Genomic DNA, 20,147 nt, shown 5'->3' on the forward strand with positions numbered 1-20,147 from the left:
GGGGTTGCCCCCGTCGGATGAATTACAGGGAGAAAAGCGTGTTGAAGCGCTTGAGGATTGCGCTGCGCTCGCTGCTGCCATCATTTTTGACTGGCAGGATTTTCAGCTCATTCAGCAGAGGGCGTTTAGCCTGAACGTCTTCGCGCGCAGGCATCAGCCAGGCGTCGGCCACCATTGACTGCCCTTCCGGTGACAGGACGTAATCGACAAACGCTTTGGCGTCGTCAGCATGCTGCGTCGATTTCAGTATCATCATTGGGCGCGGGGCAATCACCGTCCCGCTCGCCGGGAAGATCACTTTCAGCGACTCACCCTGATGAATATTGCCATAAGAAACATAGTCGACCGCGCCAAACACTGCGGCTTTTGCGCCCTGCATTACCGGCGTGACGGCCTGTGCGTTTGGGCCGCTCACGACCATGCCGTTCTTCTTCAGTTCATCAAACAGCGTCCAGGCTTTGTCGCCCATCCCATTTTGCAGACCGATCAGCAAATCCAGCGACGCGCCCGACAGCGCCGGATCCGGCGTGGTGACTTTATCTTTGAACGCATCGGTGGTCAGATCCTGCCACTCTTTGGGTTCTGGCGTACCGCTTTTGGTGTTCCACACGATCCCCAACGCAGAGATCCCCTGCGCAACGTAATCGGCAGACTTCAGTTCAGCAGGTACTTTATCGGCATTTGCGCTCTGATACGGCAACAGCCATCCGCGAGTATGCAGATCTTCAGCCGTGTCCCACGACGCAGAAATCAAAATATCGGCCTGAGGATTGGCCTGTTCGGCTTCCAGACGCGCCATCACTTTGCCGGTGGTCGCCTGGAAAATATCCACTTTCACGCCCGTTTTCTTTTCGAAACCGGTCGCCAGATTTTTTGCCAGCGATCCTGGCCCTGCGGTGTAAACCGTCAGCGCATGCGCGCTGGACATCATGACGGTCGATAGCGCCATTGCGAGCAATGCTCCCTTTTGAGCGGAAAATGACTTTTTCATGCGAACTCCCCAGAGGATGAAATCAAACGATCGGCAGCGACGCTGCCAGCAGATAAATGCACGATCCGATCGGCCAAGATTTCAGCCTCCCGGCGATCGTGGGTGACATAGACAGCCGTCGTCCCGAGCTGGCGCAACAGCGTAGCCATCTCCAGACACAGAGATTCACGCAGTTCACTATCGAGATTGGAAAGCGGTTCGTCGAACAGCAGTACGCGCGGCTCCGCGACAATTGCACGGGCGAGCGCCACGCGCTGTTGTTGACCGCCCGATAAGCCCGCCGGTTTACGGTCAGCAAAATCACAGAGTCCAACGCGTGCCAACGCCTGCGCGACGCGGGAATCGCACTCCTGGCGTCTGACGTTGCGCATTTTTAGCGGGAACGCGACGTTTTGCGCGACCGTCATGTGCGGCCACAGAGCGTAATCCTGGAAGACCATGCCGATATCGCGCGCTTCTGGCGGGAGCGACCACCCTGCTTTCGCAACCAGCCGATCGCCAAAGCGGATTTCTCCCTGTGCGGGATGCGTGAGTCCGGCAAGCAGACGCAGCAGGGTACTTTTACCGCAGCCTGACGGCCCGAGCAGCGCAACCACGCTGCCTGCGTCAATGTGCAGATCGATTTGATTTAATACCGTGTTCGCACCAAAAGCGTAGGAAACGCCATTGAGCGTGATAGATGTGAACATATTGTTATCCTCTTTGGGATTTAATGTCCGACACTGTAGGCAGGCAACATGACGAACGCGTGACGGTTATGTTGCGACTTGATTTCACGCATAATTCAGTCGTTTAATGCCGTAAAACCTCTTTAAGGAATTTCTATGAGCCACTTTCGTCCCGTCGAGTTAAAACACGCCAGTCGCCTGCTGAATCACGGCCCGACGGTGCTGATCACCAGCCGTGACGAGGCGATTGATCGTCGTAACGTAATGGCCGCGGCCTGGTCGATGCCCGTCGAATTTGAACCGCCGCGCATCGCCATCGTGGTGGACAAAAGCGCGTGGTCGCGCGAACTCATCGAGCGCAGCGGGAAATTCGGTATCGTGATCCCAGGCGTAGCGGCAGCCAACTGGACGTATGCGGTTGGTAGCGTCAGCGGACGAGACGAAGACAAATTCAACGCCTACGGCATTCCGGCGATCAACGGCCCGGTATTAGGCCTGCCAGTGATTGAAGAGAAATGTCTGGCGTGGATGGAGTGCCGTCTGCTCCCCGCGACGTCCGCGGCGGAAAAATACGACACCCTGTTTGGCGAAGTGGTCGCAGCGGCAGCCGACGAACGTGCGTTCGTGGCGGGTCGCTGGCAGTTTGATGAAGACAAATTGAATACACTGCACCATTTGGGCGCGGGGACGTTTGTTGTCAGCGGGAAAACAGTGCGAGCCCCGGAATAGGCTGCCGCAACCGGTGAATCTGTGACAGTGGCGGTGATTCCTTTCACCGCATATTGTCTGCCTGACGAGCCTGAATTGTACGTCTACGATTTTTTGTCGGGCATACACACTAGCAACAAACCGACAAAAATTACGCTCACGCCTGCAAGTTTACCGACGCTGAACGGCTCATGCAGCCAGGGTAGCCCGATAGCGGCAGCCCATACCAGCACGTAGCTTAAGCTCAGCAGCGGATAAGCCTTACTCAGGGCAATACGGCGTAAGGCCATATACCAGCAGCCCATCGAAAAGACGTAGGCGAACAAGCCGATGACCAGTGCCACGGCACCTGGCGTCACGCTCATAAACGCCGACATTAATGCCTCGGTCTGGTCCACCGGCGGAAGTGACACCATCGCCCATTTCATCATGACCTGAGCACCACTGACTAACAGCACGCTCATTAATGCCCAAACGTAACCCATCATGCGGCCCCTCCCAGGAGGATAATCCCCACGATGATCAGCAAAACGCCCACCCCATGGCGAAGCGAGATGGGCTCATGCCAGATGAAACGCGCCGCGAGCGTGATAAAAATAAAGTTCAGGCTGAGCATGGGATACGCCACACTAACCGGCACGGTCTGAAGTACAAACAGCCACAGCAGCATGGCGCAGCCCAGTAGCACCAGGCTTAGCGCCAGCCAGCCCCAAACACGTTGTCGCACTCGCGTGTGGGCGGCCTGCTTTTGGCAAAGCTGGCCGCCACAACTCAGTAGGCTGGCAAACACAATGAGCATATAACTCATGGTGTTTTTTCATAGAAGAAGAGTAAATAACGCCCTTTCTGATATACCTTATCAGGCGCAGGCACGTCACTGTCTTCCGGGACGCTATCTTTCGACAACAATTTCACCAGGGAGACGTTGCCCTCTTTACGATGTAACGCCAGCCAACTGGCGAAGTCGTCGCGAGACACAAAGTTATCTTTCGCATCAGCAAAGGTTGTCAGGCCGTAGTCAAGCTCACCCGGTTTTGCATAAAGCGTAATATCACTGCGCTTCATTTCCCAGGCGATACCTGCGCCCACCCCGACGCTGTCGGCAAGAATATAACGGCTGCTCTCCAGTTCCGGGCGCACCCGATCAACAAAAGCCTGCGGATGCTTGGAGTAGACAACTTTATCGGGAATCATGCCACCGACTAACAGCGCGATACCCAGCGGACACAACGCCGCCCACTGCCAGAGCCGGGCGTTATTCCGCGTGGTCAAGTAACCGACCAGCGCCCACACCAGGAATGCGATGCTCGCCTGAATCACTTTCAGCACTTCATGGCTGGCATAAATCGGGTGTTTCGAGATTCCCCACGGTGCCAGAACCAGCAGCACGATAAGCGCACACACTGCGCCAAATACGGTGTTAATCCAACCATTCACTTTTAGCGTGCGTGGTGTCGCCACTAATTGTGTTGCATGGCGCGCCAACAAAATGGCCAGCGGTGCGAAACACGGCAGAATATAGGTCGGAAGCTTACCTTTTGCGATGCTGAAGAACAGCAGAGGCATCACCACCCAGCCCAACAGATACAGCGTTCCGCTTTCGAGATGACGCTCATTCCAGCTGCGTTTAAGCGCGCCGGGTAATAACGCGACCCACGGCAGACAGCCCGCAATCAGGAAGGGAATGTAATACCAGAAAGGGGCTTTATGCTGCGCATCATTTTCGGCAAAACGCTGAATGTGCTCAACCCAGAAGAAATAGTGCCAGAACGTCGGTTCCGCCTTCGCAATCGCCAGCGCCCATGGCAACGTTATCAACGTGGCGCTGATTACCGCCAGCGGCCCAAACAGCAGCACCTCTTTCCAGCGTTTTTGGGCAATCACCCACGGCAAGACGCCCAGTACCGGAACGGCTAAAGCGAGGAATCCTTTGGTCATGACGCCCATGCCACAGGCCAGCCCCAGCAGAATGTACCCCCCGGCTTTACCCGCACGCGTTTGCGCATTGGCGCCTAACCAAAAACTACACATCGCCGCGACCAGCCAAAGGGTAATCATGGGGTCAAGAACGGCATATGTCCCCACGCCATAAACCAGTAAACAGGTCAGGAAAATCACCCCGGACAGCACCGCCACGGTCTTGTCACGCCAGAGGCGGAAAGCCAGCCACGCCACCATCAGCGCGCTTAAGGTTGTGGAAAATACCGCACCGAATCTGACCGAGAAATTATTATGGCCGAAGATCATCTGGCTCAGGTTGTTAATCCAGTATCCCGCGACCGGTTTTTCAAAATAGCGCACATCCAAAAAGTGCGGAACGATCCAGTTTCCGACTGACAACATCTCACGGCTGATTTCCGCATAGCGGGTTTCATCAGGCTGCCACAGCGCACGAAACTCAAGTGGAAGCAGGTAAAGCAGAGCAAAACCCAATAATAGGACGAGCGAATACTGTGCTGATTTCATCCTTAAATACCCTAAATAATTCGAATGGTAAGCAGACGTATGACAGAGATTAGGGGTCGATAAGTTGTTGGCAACCTAACCAACCTTCTCGGCCAGGAATCGCTCCGCGTACCACTTTGCCCAACGGCAATGTCGATAAGTCGTCAGGCAACAGCTCGCTTAATGGACAAAACGTAATACCTTCTTGTGCGGCCATTTCAAGCAACTCGCTAAAGTGTTTGCGCATCACAATGCCTTCCACTTCAGCGTGGATGGTGTACACCGGGGTTCCGGTGTCTTGTTTGATGCGATCGAGGATAAACCGGTTGTAGTTTTCACGGTCGACGCCCTCGCCAATCACTTCATCCCAGGTGGGGAGCGTGACCGGAATTTGCACCGTCCCGGTGCTTCCGTCCGCTAACACCGGTCGAAACGGTGTCGTTCCCCGACAGTCGCTGTTATAGCGAAAACCGAAAGACTCTTTCGCTTTTACGACACGCTGGTCGGCGCGCCACCCGGCAACGGCTGAGCAGGTCACTGGCTGTTCAATAATTTGGCTCAACGAATCCAGCCCGAGACGAATGTGTTTCTCGAGATGGGCGTTATCCCAAACCCCTGCCCAGGTTTGCCACGCAAAGTGGTCCCACGCGTGCAGACCGACTTCATGGTGGTCCGCCGCTGCTGAGATAATGTCGGCATTACCCGCGCCAATCTGGCGGCCCGGCCAGGCCGTACCCGCCAGCAAAATATCCCAGCCGTAGAGCGATGCGGCTTTTGATCGCAGCATCTTCCACAAGAATTGCGGTTTCACCAGCCGCCATAAATGGCGGCCCATGTTATCCGGCCCAACGCTGAAAAAAAAAGTGGCCTGGATACCGTGCAAACTTAAGATCTCAAGAAGATGCGGAACCCCTTGCTGGGTACCGCGCCAGGTATCGACATCAATACGCAGACCAACTTTTCTCATGCCTGAGGTTCCGTCAATTCAACCGTTTTGAGGAAGAAGTCCAGGGTTTCGTCGATCGTTTTTTCCATCTCAACCGTTGGTGTCCAGCTGATTAAGCGGTGAGCGTTACGGATGCTCGGTTTACGATGTTCGACGTCCTGGTAACCCTTGCCATAATACGTGCTGCTCTCCACTTCGCGGAAACCGGCAAACGGAGGGAAATGGTTTCGTAGCGGATGTTTTTCAAAGCTCGCCAGCAGCATTTCAGCCAGCTCTTTGATGCTCGCTTCGTTATCCGGGTTACCGATGTTGATGATTTGCCCGTCGCAGTTGCTGTTTTTGTTCTCAATGATGCGGAACAGCGCTTCGATGCCATCGCTAATATCAGTAAAGCACCGTTTTTGACGCCCGCCGTCAATCAGCTTAATCGGTGATCCTTCGACCAGGTTGAGGATCAACTGGGTGATCGCACGTGAAGAGCCGATACGCGCCGCATTCAGGTTATCAAGACGGGGTCCCATCCAGTTAAACGGCCGGAACAGCGTAAAGCGCAGCCCTTCTTTTTCGCCGTAAGCCCAGATAACACGGTCGAGTAACTGCTTAGAAACCGAGTAAATCCAGCGCTGCTTGTTGATTGGGCCGACGATCAGGTTCGAGTGATCTTCATCGAACACCTTGTCGCTACACATACCATACACTTCTGACGTGGACGGGAAGATAATGCGTTTTTGGTACTTCACGCAGTCACGAATAATCTTCAGATTTTCTTCGAAATCGAGCTCAAAGACGCGCAGCGGATTACGGGTGTATTCGATTGGCGTGGCAATCGCCACCAGTGGCAGAACGACGTCACATTTTTTGATGTGGTATTCAATCCATTCTGAGTGAATACTGATATCCCCTTCCACAAAGTGGAAGCGCGAATTGCCAATGAAACGGCTTATCGCATCGGAACCAATATCCAGGCCATAGACCTCAAAGTTGTCGTCTTGCAGTAAACGTTCCGTGAGATGGTTACCGATGAAACCGTTCACGCCAAGAATCAGCACGCGCGTGCGGCGCTTGATGGCGGAAACCGGCTGACTGCTGATAATCGCGCCAGCAACCAGGCCCAGCGTTTGTGCCAGCTGCGAGCCTTGCATGTATACGCCGTTTTCGGTTTGCCCGGTCATGATTTCCAGTGCGCCGCCGCCGGTAGCAATCACCAGTGGGCTGACAGACAGCACGGTACCCGCTTTCGCGGCCTGTAATCCGTCCAGAGCACGTGCTTTCCAGACAATAAACTTACTGCCGCCCACATAGCCAAACGCCCCCGGCCACGGGTCAGTGACCGCGCGCACCAGGTTGCTAATCTCCTGCGCCGTCGCATGCCAGTCAATGCAGCCGTCCTGTGCAGTGCGGCGGCCAAAAATGCTGGCCTGGCTGTGATCTTGTTCAACCTCAGGGAAATGCCCGGTTTTGATCACCGGCAGAATATCTTTCAACAGGTCAGACGACGCTTGGGTCAGTTTGTGATGCAGTGTTAACGCCGTTTCTTCCGGCGCAATGGCCACACGATGTTGCGCCACAATGGCACCGGCATCGGCACGGCTCACCATTTTGTGTAACGTTACACCTGTTTCCGCTTCACCTTTCACCAGCACCCAGTTCAGCGGTGCGCGACCACGGTAATGCGGCAGCAGCGAACCGTGCAGGTTAAACGCCCCTGCCGTGGCGCTATTAAGAATTTCATCGCACAGCAAGTTGCGATAATAGAACGAGAAAATCACATCCGGCTGCGCGGATTTAATACGGTCAACCCAAAGCGGGTGATTTACATCGTTGGGAGCATAAACGGGAATACCGTGCTCAGCCGCGGTGCGCGCCACTGACCCAAAGAAATGATTTTCAGAAGGAGCATCAGGATGGGTATAAATTGCTGTGATGTCATAACCCGCAGCGACCAGTGCGTTAATGCCCGCACACCCAATATCGTGATAAGCGAATACGACAGCTTTCATTGTTGATTTTCCTTTGAAGTTGAAACAGAGCCGCGGCTAACGACGCGCTGAATAAAATAACGAGGACGGGCCCGGACATCGGTGTAAATGCGGCCGATGTATTCACCCAGCAGTCCCATGGCAACAAACTGCGCGCCGATAAACATAAACAGCACGGCAAACAGCATGAACACGCCATCCGCCGCCCATTGCGGACCGAAGGCAATACGTAAAACAACCAGCAGAACCGACAGCGTAAAGCCCAGCACGGCGATAATGCTGCCGAAGACGCTGAGCATGCGCAGCGGTGTGGTGGTCAGGCAGGTCACCAGGTCGTACATGAGGTTAATCAGGCGCATAAAGCTGTATTTTGATTCCCCAAATTCACGCTCAGCGTGATGCACAGGGATTTCGATAGCCTTACGCGCAAAGGTGTTGGCCAGAATCGGTATAAAGGTGCTGCGTTCGTGACAGTGTAACATCGCGTCGATAATATGGCGGCGATACGCGCGTAACATGCACCCATAGTCGCCCATCGCTTTACCGGTGGTGCTCTGAATGAGGCGATTAATCAGCCGCGAAGCGCGTTTGCGAAACCAGGTATCCTGGCGATTCTGGCGCACGGTACCGACAACGTCATAGCCTTCATCGGCTTTCGCCACCAGACGAGGGATCTCTTCTGGCGGGTTTTGTAAATCGGCGTCCAGCGTGACAATTAAGTCCCCGGTGACGTGGCTAAAACCGGCCATTATGGCGTTGTGCTGCCCGTAATTTCGGTTGAGCAACACGGCAACGATATGGCTACCCGGCTCTTCCGCGGCATCGCTGAGCATGCTGGCAGATTCATCGCTGCTCCCATCATCTACCAGCAGAATTTCGTAATCTTTGCCGAGCAATTCACATGCGGCAGTCGTGCGCCGGATAAGCTCAGGTAAACTTTCCTGCTCGTTATAAACCGGGATCACCACGGAGACTTTGTGGATGGCTTCTACTTTGGTCATTTTAATATCCTGCAACGTCACGCAAGGCAGCGATCACGCGGGTAACATCGTCATCAGTCATCGTTGGGAATAGCGGAATAGAACAAATACGATCGCTGTTCCATTCCGTATTTGGTAATACCAGTGCCGGATAGCGCTCACGGTAATATTTCTGGGTATGAGCAGCTCTAAAATGCAAGCCCGCACCTATTCCATTTGCTTTTAATGCATCCATAAGGCCGTTGCGGGAAATACCGCAAGTAGCCTCATCCACCCGAACAATAAACAGATGCCAGGCGTGTTTATGCGCCCAGGTCGGCTGGCTCAGCGGTAAAAAAGGTGTATTAGTCAATTCTGAGAGATAACGCTCGGAAATTTCTCTACGACGCGCATTATTTTGTTCAAGCTTTTTCAACTGGACCAACGCAATCGCGGCATTTATATCGGCGAGGTTATATTTATACCCAGGAGAAATGACTTCCGCCTGGGGTGCACGCCCGAGCGTCTGCCGATCAAAGGCATCAACGCCCAGCCCGTGAAACTTCAGACTCCGCATCCGGTTGGCCAGTTGCTCATCATCCGTCACGATTAACCCGCCTTCGGCGCAGGTCATATTTTTAATGGCGTGGAATGAAAAGATGGCCGTGCCGCGATGACCGACATGACTGCCTTTATAATATGTGCCAGCAGCGTGCGCGGCATCTTCAATGACCGGGATCCCGTGGCGGTACGCAACAGCGCGAATGGCGTCAATATCGACGGGAGCACCGGCATAATGTACCGGGACAATTGCCTTTGTTCGCGGCGTGATAGCGGCTTCAATCGCTTGTGGCGTCACCATCAGCGTGTCGCGGTCAACGTCGATCATGACGGGTTCCGCACCCAGTAACACAATCATATTCAGCGTAGATACCCAGGTGAGTGAAGGCGTAATCACCTCATCACCCGCTTGAATTCCCAGCGCCATCAGCGCGACATGTATACCTGCCGTCGCGGAGCTGACCGCAATCGAATGCTGATTGCCGGTTAACGCGCAAAACGCCTGCTCGAGCGCCTGATTTTTTGGCCCCGTGGTTATCCAACCGGACTGCAAAACCTCACTCACCGCAGCGAGTTCTTCTTGCCCCATCGCAGGGCGCGAGAAAGGAAGAAATTCATTCATTGAATAATCCCATAATTAGCCAGCAACGTATTACGTTCGTCCACAATATGTTTTTCCATTCATAAAATGTGCACAGGTTTTTATCATGAAGCACGAAAATTAAATGAAACGACAACGTGAATGATTCATAACGCAGCAACCTAAACAGTTGTTAAATTAAAGCCAATCTAGCAGGTGAACCTTAGCGAAATATTAAGAGGCATGACATTGCATAAAAAAACAGAAAGAAAAGAGAGATTCACGTTCAATTATGTCTAATGGTGACAAAAGGTAATATTTTCATTTTGGTCATATTATTGTCACTTAGGTAGTATTTAACTTTAGAAAGTAAACATCTTAAGGTTAAATTAAGGTTGGTAGTGAATAAATAATGAATAATGCATTTATTACCGCTTTAGCACTCCGCGAAATCTTACGATGGCTATTTCCAGCCTGTTTATTTGTATTGTTAATCCATGATTTTTCGCAGTTGTTCAGGTCACAGCCTGACAGAGATGTGTTACGCGGTTAATTTCGCTTGAGAACGGCCGCACGACGCCAGAAACAAACAAGGTAGATATGAAGCAAATCACGTTCAGCGACTTACAGCAACAAAGCGAGCAGGCTGCAAACTCCCCACGCTTGCGTGCCCATCGAAACGTCCACCCTGAATTGAGCGACCCGGTGCAGCGCCTGGCTATCGCAATGGAACCGGGCACCTACGTTCGCCCTCACCGCCATCCGCATACTTTTGAACTGCTGACCCCCCTGAGCGGACGCTTTCTGGTACTGAATTTTGATGACAAGGGTAACGTGACCCATCGTGTTGTGTTAGGTGAGGATTGCAAGGTGCTGGAGATGGATGCTGGCACCTGGCATGCCGTGTTGTCGATGGATAAAGGCGGCGTAATTTTTGAGGTGAAACACGGGGGATATCAGCCTGTAGCAGAGCAAGATTCTGCAGCCTGGGCGCCTGCTGAAGGCGAGTCAGGAACGGCTGAACTGATGACATGGTATCGTCAGGCGCAGGTGGGCGATGGCGGTTTTACCCTGTAATGTAGACTTTGCGTGCCTTGCTACGCACCGCCCCCAACGGCAACTGGAGGTGGCGATGTGAGAAACGAAAAACCCCACCGAAGTGGGGTTTAATTTAGGTCAGATTAACCGCGCTAACTTTTTGCGCGGCTGGCGATAATATCGTCTGCCACGTTGCGTGGCGCTTCGGCGTAATGGTGGAACTCCATGCTATAGGTCGCACGGCCTTGCGACATCGAACGTAATGTCGTGGCGTAGCCGAACATCTCTGCCAGCGGAACGTCGGCACGAATAATCTGGCTGCCAAAACGTTCATCCATGCCCTGCACCATTCCGCGACGAGAAGAGAGATCGCCCATGATGTTTCCGGCGTACTCTTCCGGCGTTTCAACTTCCACATGCATCACCGGTTCAAGAATCGCCGGATCCGCTCGGCGTGCGCCCTCTTTAAAGCCAAAGATGGCTGCCATGCGGAAGGCCATTTCTGAGGAGTCCACCTCATGATAGGAACCGAACGTCAGCGTCGCTTTGACATCGACCACCGGATAACCCGCCAGCACCCCGCTGTTAATGGCCTCGCGCAGGCCTTTTTCCACTGAAGGAATATACTCGCGCGGCACCACGCCACCTTTCGTGGCATCTGCAAAGACAAAACCACTGCCGGGTTCCAGCGGTTCAAGGCTCAGCACCACATGACCGTACTGCCCTTTACCGCCGGACTGACGCACAAATTTACCTTCAATATCGCTCACCGCTTTACGCAGTGTTTCGCGATAGGTCACCTGTGGACGGCCGATATTCGCCTCTACGCCAAACTCGCGTTTCATACGGTCAACGATAATTTCCAGATGCAACTCACCCATGCCGGAAATAATCGTCTGCCCGGACTCCTCGTCTGTATGCAACCGGAACGACGGATCTTCCGCCGCCAGGCGCTGCAACGCGATGCCCATTTTTTCCTGATCCGCTTTGGTTTTCGGCTCAATCGCGAGTGAAATCACCGGCTCCGGAAATTCCATTCGTTCAAGCGTAATCACCGCGGTGAGATCGCTCAGGGTATCGCCCGTCGTGACGTCTTTCAGCCCCACGCAAGCGGCAATATCGCCCGCACGCAGTTCATCCACTTCATGACGGTCGTTGGCGTGCATCTGCACAATGCGGCCGATACGCTCTTTCTTCCCTTTCACCGGGTTGTACACCGCGTCACCTTTTTTCAGCACACCGGAATAGACGCGGATAAAGGTCAACTGGCCGACGTAGGGGTCAGTCATTAACTTGAACGCCAGCGCCGAGAACGGTTCGTCGTCACTTGGATGCCGTTCCGCGTGTTCGCCTTTTTCATCCACGCCATCAATAGCCGGAATGTCGAGCGGCGACGGCATCAGCTCAATCACCGCGTCGAGCATGCGCTGCACGCCTTTATTCTTAAACGCGCTGCCGCACAACATGGGCTGGATTTCCCCGGCAATGGTACGGATGCGCAGCCCGCTGATGATTTCGGCTTCATCGAGATCGCCGCTTTCCAGATATTTGTCCATCAACGCGTCGCTGGCTTCTGCTGCCGCAGAGACCATTTTTTCTCGCCACTCCTGAGCCGTCGCCAACAGTTCATCCGGGACGGGCGCATAGCTGAACGTCATCCCCTGGGTCGCGTCATCCCACAAAATGGCGCGCATTTTGATGAGATCCACCACGCCGGTGAAATGTTCTTCTGCGCCAATTGGAATCACAATCGGCACGGGATTGGCCTTCAGACGGTCACGCATCATCTGTACCACGCGGAAGAAATCCGCGCCCTGACGGTCCATTTTGTTGACGAAGGCCAGGCGCGGCACGTGATATTTATTCGCCTGCCGCCAGACCGTTTCCGACTGCGGCTGTACGCCACCCACTGAGTCATAGACCATGACCGCGCCATCCAGGACGCGCATGGATCGTTCGACCTCGATGGTGAAATCGACGTGACCAGGGGTGTCGATGATATTGATCCGGTGCGGCTCATAACCTCTGTCCATGCCAGGCCAGAAGCAGCTCACGGCGGCGGAGGTAATCGTAATTCCGCGCTCTTGCTCCTGCGCCATCCAGTCAGTCGTTGCCGCGCCATCGTGGACTTCACCCAATTTGTGGCTCATTCCGGTGTAGAACAGGATGCGCTCGGTGGTCGTCGTTTTACCGGCATCGATATGCGCGGAGATACCGATGTTGCGATAACGTTCGAGGGGGATGGGTCGGGGCATGATGCGTCCTTAGTCAGTTTGACTTGAGATTGACGACCGGGATGGTCGCCTTCGTGTTCGTTTGCTATAATAGTCCTATTGTACGAGTATATACGAACTATTTTTTAAGGGAGAGGCTATCATTGGTATAGCTCAACCTGATTATTACGCCCAGGAGCACTATGATCCCGAATCACCCCGAGCCTGAACAAATACTGCTGGAAAACGTGCTGTTTGCCCTTGGAAACCCGTTAAGACTGGCGATTCTGCCCCTGATCGCCGATGGCAGTGAGTTAAGCTGCAATGCCTTACGTCCGCAGGAAGTCGCGAAATCCACCATGACGCATCACTGGCGTGTATTGCGCGACAGCGGCGTGATCTGGCAACGTCCACAGGGACGCGAGAATATGATTTCATTGCGCAAAGAAGATTTGGACGCCCGTTTTCCTGGGCTGCTGAACACATTGTTGCAGGTGATGTGAAAGAGTAAGGATTGCAGGGGCAGGTCTCTATCAGGCCTGAACCAAACGCCTGAAGAGTAAATGCTGGATATCCTGTCGCTGCGACAAGATAGCGTGTGCCGTGATTGTTATCCCTTTAACGGAATACAGAACGCGATACCCGCTCTGACTGTTAAATTCACGGTATTTCGCGCATCCGAGCTTCAACAATTCTGGACAAATGTGAGCCCCTTGCGGGAATTGTCTTACCGTTTTCTCGAATTGTTCCAGAATCTCGGCCATAACAGGCCGTGGTTGGACATCAATCCGTCGCAAAAAAGCGAAGATATCCTCCATGCAATATTTTGCCGTGAGTGTATATTCAAAAACCAAATCGCTACCGTTCATAACCTTTCCCTGTCTGTTAGACACGATGTTCAGTCAATCAGCCCATCCAGTAACTGATCTTTAGAAAAGACGTTTCCTGCTGCTTTGTCTTTTTCTGAGAGCGTGAGCAGTTTCAACAATGCGATAGCGTTTTGCCGTTCCTGATGCTGTTCGTAGGATTCAATCACATACGCAGGGACGCCATTTTGCGTGACCAAAATGGGTTCTGAGAGTTCCAATGTCGCGGCATTCTTCTTCACGAAGCTAATGGTTTCAACTTTCATAAGATCAACTTTGTTGCGTTCATAAGTTTTAATATAGACCATATTTAGACTACTCTCAATGAAATGATGCTCTGAAAAATCGGAAGGTATTCCCTCACCAACGTGGTGGTTTGATGAGAAAGTCACGTGATAACAATAAGAGGAAGCGAGAATCGCTGGAAGTCGCCTCGCAAATTAACAAAGCCGCCGGGCGGCGGCTTCAGGGCATAAGCATTACATCGAATAACCCGGCTTTTTAATCAGCTCATCCAGCTTCGGGCCGATCTCCGTATCCCAGACCTGCGCTTTCCAGTCTTCCTGCTGAACCTGATTCAACGCAACGGATACTGAGCTGTCTTTGCTGTTGAAATGGCGAATAATCACCTCGGCGATATCTGCCGCCAGCGCCGTTTTTTGTTCGTCATTCAGATCACGAGGGAAACATTTGATATCAACATGTGGCATTTTCAGGCTCCTTTATGAGTAGTATTCCAGGTTATCAGATTATTTCATCAGCCTTTAACACCTTGTGCAGTTTAGAAAAGCGTCAGAACCTCAACGCACCGACATTAAGCACAGCGTTAGTAAGTGATGCCGGGGGGATTGACCTCCGATTGTTCCACCGCCTCGCCTTGTTCCCCCCAGCGCGCCAATACTTTCTGGTATTCTCCGCGCTGGATTGCGCCATTGAGCGCGGCCTGCAAGGCATACACCAGCTCGTTTCCTTTTTTGGTGGTCGTCGCGACAAAGGCTTTTTTCGGACCCAACCCCACTACACGCGTTTTACCCGTGAGCGCCTCTTTATACGCCGATACCGACTGCGGCCCAAAAAACACATCCGCCCTACCAGACTGAATGTACAAATTGCCCGACGCATCATCGGTCAGATAGACCGGAAGCGCAGGTGCTCGCCCCGCTTTTTGGTTCTCTTCGTTCCAGCCCAGCAGAATACGTTCCTGATTCGTGCCGGAACCGACAATCACTTTTTTACCGGCCAGGTCGACGGCGCTTTGAATTGAGGTCACGTCACTGGTCGATTTAACGGAAAACGCGAGAGAATCAACGCGATACGTTGCAAAATCAAACTTCTGCTTGCGCTGTTCGGTCACCGCAATATTCACCAGCGCCACATCGTACCGCCCGGCGCTGATCCCGAGCGGCCAGTCTTCCCACGCGGTGGGTACGAGTTTGAGCTTTAAGCCCAGGCTGCCCGCCAGCAGGCGCGCAATCTCCGGATCGCTGCCGATGCGGGTTCGGTTGTCGCTGGCCAGCAGCGCCAGCGGCGGCGAGTTAAGGGCTGAAATCGCCACCGTCAGCGTGCCAGGCTCCACAAATTTGTAGTTGTGGGGGATCTTTGATACTGCCTGTTGATCGACGGTGACGGGCAACGGCTGTTCATTCGCCTGTAAATCAATGCTCGCATGGCTTACCGAAACGACGCCGAAAAACACCAGAAATCCATATTTCATACTCGCTCCTTACAGCACTTTTGACAGGAACTGACGCGTTCGCGCATGCGATGGTCGGTTTAACACTTCGTCGCTACTGCCCTGTTCCACGATTTTGCCATCCACCATGAACACAATCTGGTCCGCCACTTCACGGGCAAAACCTATTTCGTGCGTCACCACAACCAGCGTGGTTCCAGAACGCGCCAGTTTTTTGATCACATCCAGAACCTCGCCCACCAGTTCTGGATCGAGCGCAGACGTTGGCTCATCAAACAGCATGACCCGCGGTCGCAGGGCGAGCGCACGCGCAATGGCGATTCGCTGCTGCTGCCCGCCGGATAAATGCCGTGACCACGCATCGGCTTTATCCCGCAGGCCCACCACATCCAGCAGGTTGTAAGCCCTGTCTACGGCAGCTTTACGGCTCAATTGCTTATGCGCAATCGGCGCTTCAATCAGATTCTCCAGCACCGTCAGATGCGGAAACAGGTTGAAATTCTGGAACACATACCCGACGTTGACGCGCTGTTTGAGGATCTCTTTCTCTTTCAGCTCGTACAGCTTGTCGCCCTGACGGCGATAGCCAATGTAGTCCCCGTCTATCTGGATAAACCCTTCGTCGACCCGTTCAAGGTGATTAATGGTGCGTAAAAGCGTCGATTTACCGGAACCTGACGGCCCCAGAATGACGGTCACTGAACCCGGCGGGATCTCCAGCGACACATTATCGAGCGCTTTATGACGCCCAAAGAATTTGCTGACGCCTGTAATCGAAATATGTCCTTCAGGAGAGGCTGGCATGGATAGGCTCCTGTGTCGTGGTAACGGAACGGGCGCGGCTGGACGTACGAGATTGATTCACCGCCGAGCGGCGCTCGCTGCGGGCCAGCCCACGTTCAACAATGTGCTGAATAGCCGACAACACGGTGGTGATCACCAGATACCAGACGGCGCCCACCATCAGCAGCGGAATGACTTCCTGAGTGCGGTTGTAGATCATCTGGATGGTGTAGAAAAGTTCCGGCATCGCCAGGACGTACACCATCGCCGTGCCTTTCGCGAGGCTGATAATTTCGTTGAATCCGGCAGGCAAAATGGTGCGAAGCGCCTGCGGCAGAATGATGCGCAAAGTGCGACGCCATGCGGGTAAGCCCAGCGCAGCAGCCGCTTCATACTGGCCGTGATCGACGCCTAAAAATCCGCCACGAATAATTTCGGCGGTGTAGGCGCTTTGCACCAGCGTCAGTCCCACAACGGCCGTGGAGAATTGCCCCAGCACGTTGATGGTTTCAAAACTCCCCCATGTGATGCCGGTGAACGGCACGCCGAGCGACAGCGTGTCGTACAGATAGGAGAAGTTATAAAGAATAATCAGCACCACAATCAGCGGCAGCGAACGGAACAACCAGATATATCCCCACGCCAGGCTACTAAGCAGCCACGACGATGAGAGCCGCGCCAGCGCCAACATGCCGCCGATCACCACGCTCAGCACGGTGCCGATAAGCGTGAGTAAAAGCGTCTGCCCGACGCCTTCGAGGATCACCGGATCGAAGAACCAGCGTGCAAACACGGCCCATTCCCAGCGCGGATTGAACGCTACCGACTGGACGACGATCGCCAGCACGAACAGTGCCGCAATTGCCCCAACTGTGCGCCACGGATAGCGCGCCGGGACCACTTTGATGGTTTCAACGTTGTTCATCGTCGTTCCTCATGCGGTTTTACTGAACGCTTCGCGTACCAGTGTTTTGGTGAAGCGCAGCCGCCCGTCAAACGGCGGCTGGCTGTACTCTTCCGGATCCCGGTGCAGATCAAACTGGGCCGCGTAGCCTTGACTCAGATACAGTTTCACCGCTTCCGGCTGACGAAAACCGGTGGTGAGGTAGATCTGGCTGTAGCCTGCCAGCACCGCCCTGCGTTCCAGTTCCTGAACCACGCGTGCGGCCAATCCCTGCTGTCGCAGGGATTTGTCGGTCCAGATGCGTTTGATTTCAGCCGTGTGTTCATCAAAAGGTTTGTATGCGCCCGTGGCGATGATCTTGCCGTCACGCTCCAGGACGATAAACAGCCCCTGCGGCGACAGATACCACTCGGTCAGTTCCACTTCTGCATCTTTGGAAAAATAGTCGCCGTAGCGGGCGGAGTACTCGCCAAATAACCCGTCAATAATGGGCTGAAGATCGGCATCCTCCGGCGAAACGTCACGAAAAAGTTCGCTCATGTTGACCTCCTTAATCGCCTAATCCCGCCGGGTTCACTTCTGAACTCGGGATACGTTCCACACCTTCCCCCCAGCGGTTCAGCACTTTGTCGTAATCACCGTTTTTGATCACGCCATTGAGTGCCGTTTGCACCGGCTCAGCTAAACCGCTGCCTTTTTTCAGCGTCACCGCGATATGCGCTGCTTTTGGCCACCCGCCGTCCACGCTGCCGACCAGCTTGGTTTTACCCGTCAGCGCCGCTTTCCACGCCCCGATAACGTTCGGACCAAAAAACGCATCGGCGCGGCCAGACTGCAGCGCCAGCGTTTGGGCGGCATCATCTTTGGTATAAACCGGAGTAAACGGTTTGAGGCCCTTCTTCTGATTTTCGGCATCCCATGCCAGCAGGATCGCTTCCTGATTCGTGCCGGAACCGACGATAATACGCAGCCCTGCGATGTCTTCAGCCTTCTCAAGCTGCTTGATCGGGCTGGTCGATTTCACGTAAAAACCGAGCGAATCTTTGCGGTAAGTGGCGAAGTCGAACTTCTCTTTGCGCTCTTTGGTGACCGTAATATTGCTGATCGCGGCATCATATTTCCCGGACGTCACCCCCAGCGGCCAGTCTTCCCAGGACGTCGGGACGATATTCAACTCCAGCCCCAGGCTGTCGGCCACCAGACGCGCGATATCGGCTTCGCTGCCTATCAACGTTTTGTTGTCATCAGCAAAAACGGTCAGTGGCGGCTGACTTAACCCCGCGATGGCCACCGTAAATTTGCCCGGTACGGCAAGATGTAAACCGGCAGGTAACTGCGCGATGGCCTGCGGATTTTTCACCGTATTGACAGGCGTTTTATTGGCTTCGAGGCTCACGCCTGTGCCGTTAATATTCACATTCTCTGCCCAGACGGCAGGGGTAAAGGCCAGCGCGAGCGCCAGAACGAGCGATGATTTTTGCATAGCGGGTGTCTCTTATTGTTGTGTGAACTGATTTTTGGGTTGGTCTAAGCCCAGACTTTCTCGCAGCGTCGTGCCGGGATATTCGGTGCGAAAAAGGCCACGCGCCTGCAATACCGGAACGACCTGGTCGACAAAGCGCGGGAATGTGTCAGGTGTGCCGCCCTGAATGATGAACCCGTCAGAGGCATATTCTTCAAACCACTGCTGCAAACCGTCGGCCACCTCTTCCGGCGTACCGGAGAAACGCGGGCGCGGCGAGGCGGCTTCGAGCGCGACCTGTCGCAGCGTTAAGTTGCGATCGCGTGCGTTACGTTTGATTTCATCGGTAGTGCTGCGAAAACTGTTTTGCCCTAAATTTCCGATATCCGGGAACGGTTCATCCAGCGGGTACTGGCTAAAATCGTGGTGTTCGAAATAGCGCCCTAAATAATTCAACGCATCATTTATGGATACCAGCGCCGCGGTACTTTGATATTGCGCCTCCACGTCGTCAGCATCTTTTCCGACAATCACGCTGACGCCCTGGAATATATGTAATTCATCAGCACGACGTCCGTGTAATTCAAGCAGCTCTTTCACGTCGTGATAAAACGCTTTGGCTTCGCCTAACGTTTCGTGATGGGTAAATATGGCATCAGCATGTTTCGCTGCTAATTTTTTCCCGTCGTCGGATGCGCCAGCCTGAAAGACAATCGGACGCCCCTGCGGCGTGCGGCCAATATTTAATGGCCCAGCAACCTGGAAGAAATCACCGTGATGATCCAGCGTGTGTAATTTTTCAGGATTGAAGAACTGGCCGCTGTCTTTATTACGCACAAAAGCGTCGCCTTCCCAGGAGTCCCACAGGCCCTTCACCACATCAAGATATTCATCGGCGATGCGATACCGTAGGGCGTGCTCGGGATGCTTTTCGCGCGAGAAGTTCTTTGCAGAACCCTCCAGCGGCGACGTCACCACGTTCCAGCCCGCGCGGCCATTGCTCAAATGATCGAGGCTGGCGAACTGGCGTGCGACGGTAAAGGGTTCGCTGTAGGACGTCGATAACGTACCGACTAATCCCAGCCGCGACGTTAAACTCGCCAGCGCAGATAATACGGTCAGCGGCTCGAAGCGATTAAGAAAATGCGGAATGGATTTTTCATTAATATAAAGTCCATCGGCAACAAATAAGAAATCAAGCTTGCCCTCCTCTGCTTTTAACGCCGTTTCTTTAACGAAATGAAAATTAATACTGGCATCCGCTGTCGCCGCAGGATGACGCCAGGCAGACATATTTCCGGACGCACCATGTAAAATGGTCCCCAGCCGCAATTGTCGGGTTGCAGACATA

At 53.7% G+C, this 20,147-nt stretch carries 20 protein-coding genes and 1 pseudogene; 3 read left to right on the forward strand and 18 right to left on the reverse strand.

Translation table 11 applies throughout. The features are described 5' to 3' along the window. Nucleotides 1-22: 22 nt before the first annotated feature. Together ACKI5T_RS12580 and ACKI5T_RS12585 are read right to left on the reverse strand one after the other, a co-directional pair. Nucleotides 23-991, reverse strand: coding sequence for an ABC transporter substrate-binding protein (locus tag ACKI5T_RS12580; protein ID WP_407437844.1), 969 nt, complete (start codon nucleotides 989-991; stop codon nucleotides 23-25). Then, nucleotides 988-1,680: an ABC transporter ATP-binding protein gene (locus ACKI5T_RS12585; RefSeq protein WP_407437845.1), complete on the reverse strand. Its 693-nt coding sequence runs from the start codon at nucleotides 1,678-1,680 to the stop codon at nucleotides 988-990. Before ACKI5T_RS12585 ends, ACKI5T_RS12580 begins: the two co-directional genes overlap by 4 nt. 135 nt (nucleotides 1,681-1,815) lie before the next feature. Between ACKI5T_RS12585 and ACKI5T_RS12590 the strand changes: the two genes are divergently transcribed. Further along, nucleotides 1,816-2,388, forward strand: coding sequence for a flavin reductase family protein (locus ACKI5T_RS12590; protein ID WP_407437847.1), 573 nt, complete (start codon nucleotides 1,816-1,818; stop codon nucleotides 2,386-2,388). Nucleotides 2,389-2,471: 83 nt separating this feature from the next. Here the strand turns inward: ACKI5T_RS12590 and arnF are convergent, their stop codons facing one another. Genes arnF through arnB form a run of 7 tightly spaced genes read right to left on the reverse strand, consistent with a single transcriptional unit; the run spans nucleotide 2,472 to nucleotide 9,879 of the window. Next, nucleotides 2,472-2,855 carry a 4-amino-4-deoxy-L-arabinose-phosphoundecaprenol flippase subunit ArnF gene (gene arnF, locus ACKI5T_RS12595; protein ID WP_407437849.1) on the reverse strand — a complete coding sequence of 128 codons (384 nt, stop codon included), beginning with the start codon at nucleotides 2,853-2,855 and terminating at the stop codon, nucleotides 2,472-2,474. Beyond that, nucleotides 2,852-3,175 carry a 4-amino-4-deoxy-L-arabinose-phosphoundecaprenol flippase subunit ArnE gene (arnE, locus tag ACKI5T_RS12600; RefSeq protein ID WP_407437851.1) on the reverse strand — a complete coding sequence of 108 codons (324 nt, stop codon included), beginning with the start codon at nucleotides 3,173-3,175 and terminating at the stop codon, nucleotides 2,852-2,854. The genes arnF and arnE overlap by 4 nt, the downstream gene beginning before the upstream one ends. Continuing rightward, the gene (gene arnT, locus ACKI5T_RS12605) at nucleotides 3,172-4,833 is read right to left on the reverse strand and encodes a lipid IV(A) 4-amino-4-deoxy-L-arabinosyltransferase (RefSeq protein WP_407437852.1); all 1,662 of its coding nucleotides are present in this window, start codon (nucleotides 4,831-4,833) and stop codon (nucleotides 3,172-3,174) included. The genes arnE and arnT overlap by 4 nt, the downstream gene beginning before the upstream one ends. Nucleotides 4,834-4,882: 49 nt before the next feature. Then, nucleotides 4,883-5,779, reverse strand: coding sequence for a 4-deoxy-4-formamido-L-arabinose-phosphoundecaprenol deformylase (gene arnD, locus ACKI5T_RS12610; RefSeq protein ID WP_407437854.1), 897 nt, complete (start codon nucleotides 5,777-5,779; stop codon nucleotides 4,883-4,885). Then, on the reverse strand, nucleotides 5,776-7,758 hold the full coding sequence (arnA, locus tag ACKI5T_RS12615; protein WP_407437855.1) for a bifunctional UDP-4-amino-4-deoxy-L-arabinose formyltransferase/UDP-glucuronic acid oxidase ArnA: 1,983 nt from the start codon (nucleotides 7,756-7,758) through the stop codon (nucleotides 5,776-5,778). The genes arnD and arnA overlap by 4 nt, the downstream gene beginning before the upstream one ends. Next, nucleotides 7,755-8,738: an undecaprenyl-phosphate 4-deoxy-4-formamido-L-arabinose transferase gene (gene arnC, locus ACKI5T_RS12620; RefSeq protein WP_012017469.1), complete on the reverse strand. Its 984-nt coding sequence runs from the start codon at nucleotides 8,736-8,738 to the stop codon at nucleotides 7,755-7,757. The genes arnA and arnC overlap by 4 nt, the downstream gene beginning before the upstream one ends. A gap of 1 nt (nucleotide 8,739) precedes the next feature. Further along, nucleotides 8,740-9,879 carry a UDP-4-amino-4-deoxy-L-arabinose aminotransferase gene (gene arnB / locus ACKI5T_RS12625; protein WP_407437857.1) on the reverse strand — a complete coding sequence of 380 codons (1,140 nt, stop codon included), beginning with the start codon at nucleotides 9,877-9,879 and terminating at the stop codon, nucleotides 8,740-8,742. Nucleotides 9,880-10,437: 558 nt separating this feature from the next. Here arnB and ACKI5T_RS12630 point away from each other — a divergent pair. After that, a complete protein-coding gene (locus ACKI5T_RS12630) occupies nucleotides 10,438-10,914 on the forward strand; it encodes a WbuC family cupin fold metalloprotein (RefSeq protein WP_407437859.1) in 477 nt (158 codons plus the stop codon). Between the two features lie 113 nt (nucleotides 10,915-11,027). On the opposite strand, the gene fusA is transcribed toward ACKI5T_RS12630, so the two are convergent. Next, nucleotides 11,028-13,130 (reverse strand): elongation factor G, encoded by a 2,103-nt coding sequence (gene fusA, locus ACKI5T_RS12635; RefSeq protein WP_407437861.1) that lies wholly within the window; start codon nucleotides 13,128-13,130, stop codon nucleotides 11,028-11,030. Nucleotides 13,131-13,291: 161 nt separating this feature from the next. Between fusA and ACKI5T_RS12640 the strand changes: the two genes are divergently transcribed. Continuing rightward, on the forward strand, nucleotides 13,292-13,591 hold the full coding sequence (locus ACKI5T_RS12640) for an ArsR/SmtB family transcription factor (protein ID WP_407437862.1): 300 nt from the start codon (nucleotides 13,292-13,294) through the stop codon (nucleotides 13,589-13,591). Between the two features lie 30 nt (nucleotides 13,592-13,621). On the opposite strand, the gene ACKI5T_RS12645 is transcribed toward ACKI5T_RS12640, so the two are convergent. From ACKI5T_RS12645 to ACKI5T_RS12680, 8 genes and pseudogenes are all read right to left on the reverse strand, one after another. Beyond that, nucleotides 13,622-13,957 (reverse strand): type II toxin-antitoxin system RelE/ParE family toxin, encoded by a 336-nt coding sequence (locus ACKI5T_RS12645; RefSeq protein WP_407437864.1) that lies wholly within the window; start codon nucleotides 13,955-13,957, stop codon nucleotides 13,622-13,624. Nucleotides 13,958-13,986: 29 nt separating this feature from the next. After that, nucleotides 13,987-14,220 carry a type II toxin-antitoxin system Phd/YefM family antitoxin gene (locus ACKI5T_RS12650; RefSeq protein WP_059179139.1) on the reverse strand — a complete coding sequence of 78 codons (234 nt, stop codon included), beginning with the start codon at nucleotides 14,218-14,220 and terminating at the stop codon, nucleotides 13,987-13,989. 213 nt (nucleotides 14,221-14,433) lie between these two features. Then, entirely contained in the window at nucleotides 14,434-14,664 is a 231-nt protein-coding gene (gene pptA, locus ACKI5T_RS12655) for a tautomerase PptA (RefSeq protein ID WP_012017474.1), read from the reverse strand. Nucleotides 14,665-14,780: 116 nt separating this feature from the next. Further along, nucleotides 14,781-15,668 (reverse strand): transporter substrate-binding domain-containing protein, encoded by an 888-nt coding sequence (locus tag ACKI5T_RS12660; RefSeq protein WP_407437866.1) that lies wholly within the window; start codon nucleotides 15,666-15,668, stop codon nucleotides 14,781-14,783. Between the two features lie 9 nt (nucleotides 15,669-15,677). Then, a complete protein-coding gene (locus tag ACKI5T_RS12665; RefSeq protein WP_407437867.1) occupies nucleotides 15,678-16,451 on the reverse strand; it encodes an amino acid ABC transporter ATP-binding protein in 774 nt (257 codons plus the stop codon). Beyond that, complete coding sequence (locus ACKI5T_RS12670) at nucleotides 16,435-17,355, reverse strand: amino acid ABC transporter permease (RefSeq protein WP_407437869.1); 921 nt, start codon at nucleotides 17,353-17,355, stop codon at nucleotides 16,435-16,437. Before ACKI5T_RS12670 ends, ACKI5T_RS12665 begins: the two co-directional genes overlap by 17 nt. Nucleotides 17,356-17,364: 9 nt before the next feature. Continuing rightward, nucleotides 17,365-17,874, reverse strand: a complete 510-nt coding sequence (locus tag ACKI5T_RS12675; RefSeq protein WP_407437871.1) for a GNAT family N-acetyltransferase — start codon at nucleotides 17,872-17,874, stop codon at nucleotides 17,365-17,367. A 10-nt stretch (nucleotides 17,875-17,884) separates the two neighbouring features. Continuing rightward, nucleotides 17,885-20,146, reverse strand: a pseudogene (locus tag ACKI5T_RS12680) (NtaA/DmoA family FMN-dependent monooxygenase). Nucleotide 20,147: the final 1 nt, after the last annotated feature.

Source organism: Lelliottia sp. (genome assembly GCF_045627565.1).
Lineage (GTDB): Bacteria > Pseudomonadota > Gammaproteobacteria > Enterobacterales > Enterobacteriaceae > Enterobacter.

What these genes read in the sequence shown, in the direction of transcription:
- arnE (WP_407437851.1), bottom strand. Translation starts at nt 3,175, where the DNA reads ATGAGTTATATGCTCATTGTGTTTGCCAGCCTACTGAGTTGTGGCGGC.
- ACKI5T_RS12590 (WP_407437847.1), top strand. Translation starts at nt 1,816, where the DNA reads ATGAGCCACTTTCGTCCCGTCGAGTTAAAACACGCCAGTCGCCTGCTG.
- ACKI5T_RS12670 (WP_407437869.1), bottom strand. Translation starts at nt 17,355, where the DNA reads ATGAACAACGTTGAAACCATCAAAGTGGTCCCGGCGCGCTATCCGTGG.
- fusA (WP_407437861.1), bottom strand. Translation starts at nt 13,130, where the DNA reads ATGCCCCGACCCATCCCCCTCGAACGTTATCGCAACATCGGTATCTCC.
- ACKI5T_RS12665 (WP_407437867.1), bottom strand. Translation starts at nt 16,451, where the DNA reads ATGCCAGCCTCTCCTGAAGGACATATTTCGATTACAGGCGTCAGCAAA.
- arnF (WP_407437849.1), bottom strand. Translation starts at nt 2,855, where the DNA reads ATGATGGGTTACGTTTGGGCATTAATGAGCGTGCTGTTAGTCAGTGGT.
- arnA (WP_407437855.1), bottom strand. Translation starts at nt 7,758, where the DNA reads ATGAAAGCTGTCGTATTCGCTTATCACGATATTGGGTGTGCGGGCATT.
- ACKI5T_RS12640 (WP_407437862.1), top strand. Translation starts at nt 13,292, where the DNA reads ATGATCCCGAATCACCCCGAGCCTGAACAAATACTGCTGGAAAACGTG.
- ACKI5T_RS12660 (WP_407437866.1), bottom strand. Translation starts at nt 15,668, where the DNA reads ATGAAATATGGATTTCTGGTGTTTTTCGGCGTCGTTTCGGTAAGCCAT.
- ACKI5T_RS12675 (WP_407437871.1), bottom strand. Translation starts at nt 17,874, where the DNA reads ATGAGCGAACTTTTTCGTGACGTTTCGCCGGAGGATGCCGATCTTCAG.
- arnC (WP_012017469.1), bottom strand. Translation starts at nt 8,738, where the DNA reads ATGACCAAAGTAGAAGCCATCCACAAAGTCTCCGTGGTGATCCCGGTT.
- pptA (WP_012017474.1), bottom strand. Translation starts at nt 14,664, where the DNA reads ATGCCACATGTTGATATCAAATGTTTCCCTCGTGATCTGAATGACGAA.
- arnT (WP_407437852.1), bottom strand. Translation starts at nt 4,833, where the DNA reads ATGAAATCAGCACAGTATTCGCTCGTCCTATTATTGGGTTTTGCTCTG.
- ACKI5T_RS12585 (WP_407437845.1), bottom strand. Translation starts at nt 1,680, where the DNA reads ATGTTCACATCTATCACGCTCAATGGCGTTTCCTACGCTTTTGGTGCG.
- ACKI5T_RS12650 (WP_059179139.1), bottom strand. Translation starts at nt 14,220, where the DNA reads ATGAAAGTTGAAACCATTAGCTTCGTGAAGAAGAATGCCGCGACATTG.
- ACKI5T_RS12645 (WP_407437864.1), bottom strand. Translation starts at nt 13,957, where the DNA reads ATGAACGGTAGCGATTTGGTTTTTGAATATACACTCACGGCAAAATAT.
- ACKI5T_RS12580 (WP_407437844.1), bottom strand. Translation starts at nt 991, where the DNA reads ATGAAAAAGTCATTTTCCGCTCAAAAGGGAGCATTGCTCGCAATGGCG.
- arnD (WP_407437854.1), bottom strand. Translation starts at nt 5,779, where the DNA reads ATGAGAAAAGTTGGTCTGCGTATTGATGTCGATACCTGGCGCGGTACC.
- ACKI5T_RS12630 (WP_407437859.1), top strand. Translation starts at nt 10,438, where the DNA reads ATGAAGCAAATCACGTTCAGCGACTTACAGCAACAAAGCGAGCAGGCT.
- arnB (WP_407437857.1), bottom strand. Translation starts at nt 9,879, where the DNA reads ATGAATGAATTTCTTCCTTTCTCGCGCCCTGCGATGGGGCAAGAAGAA.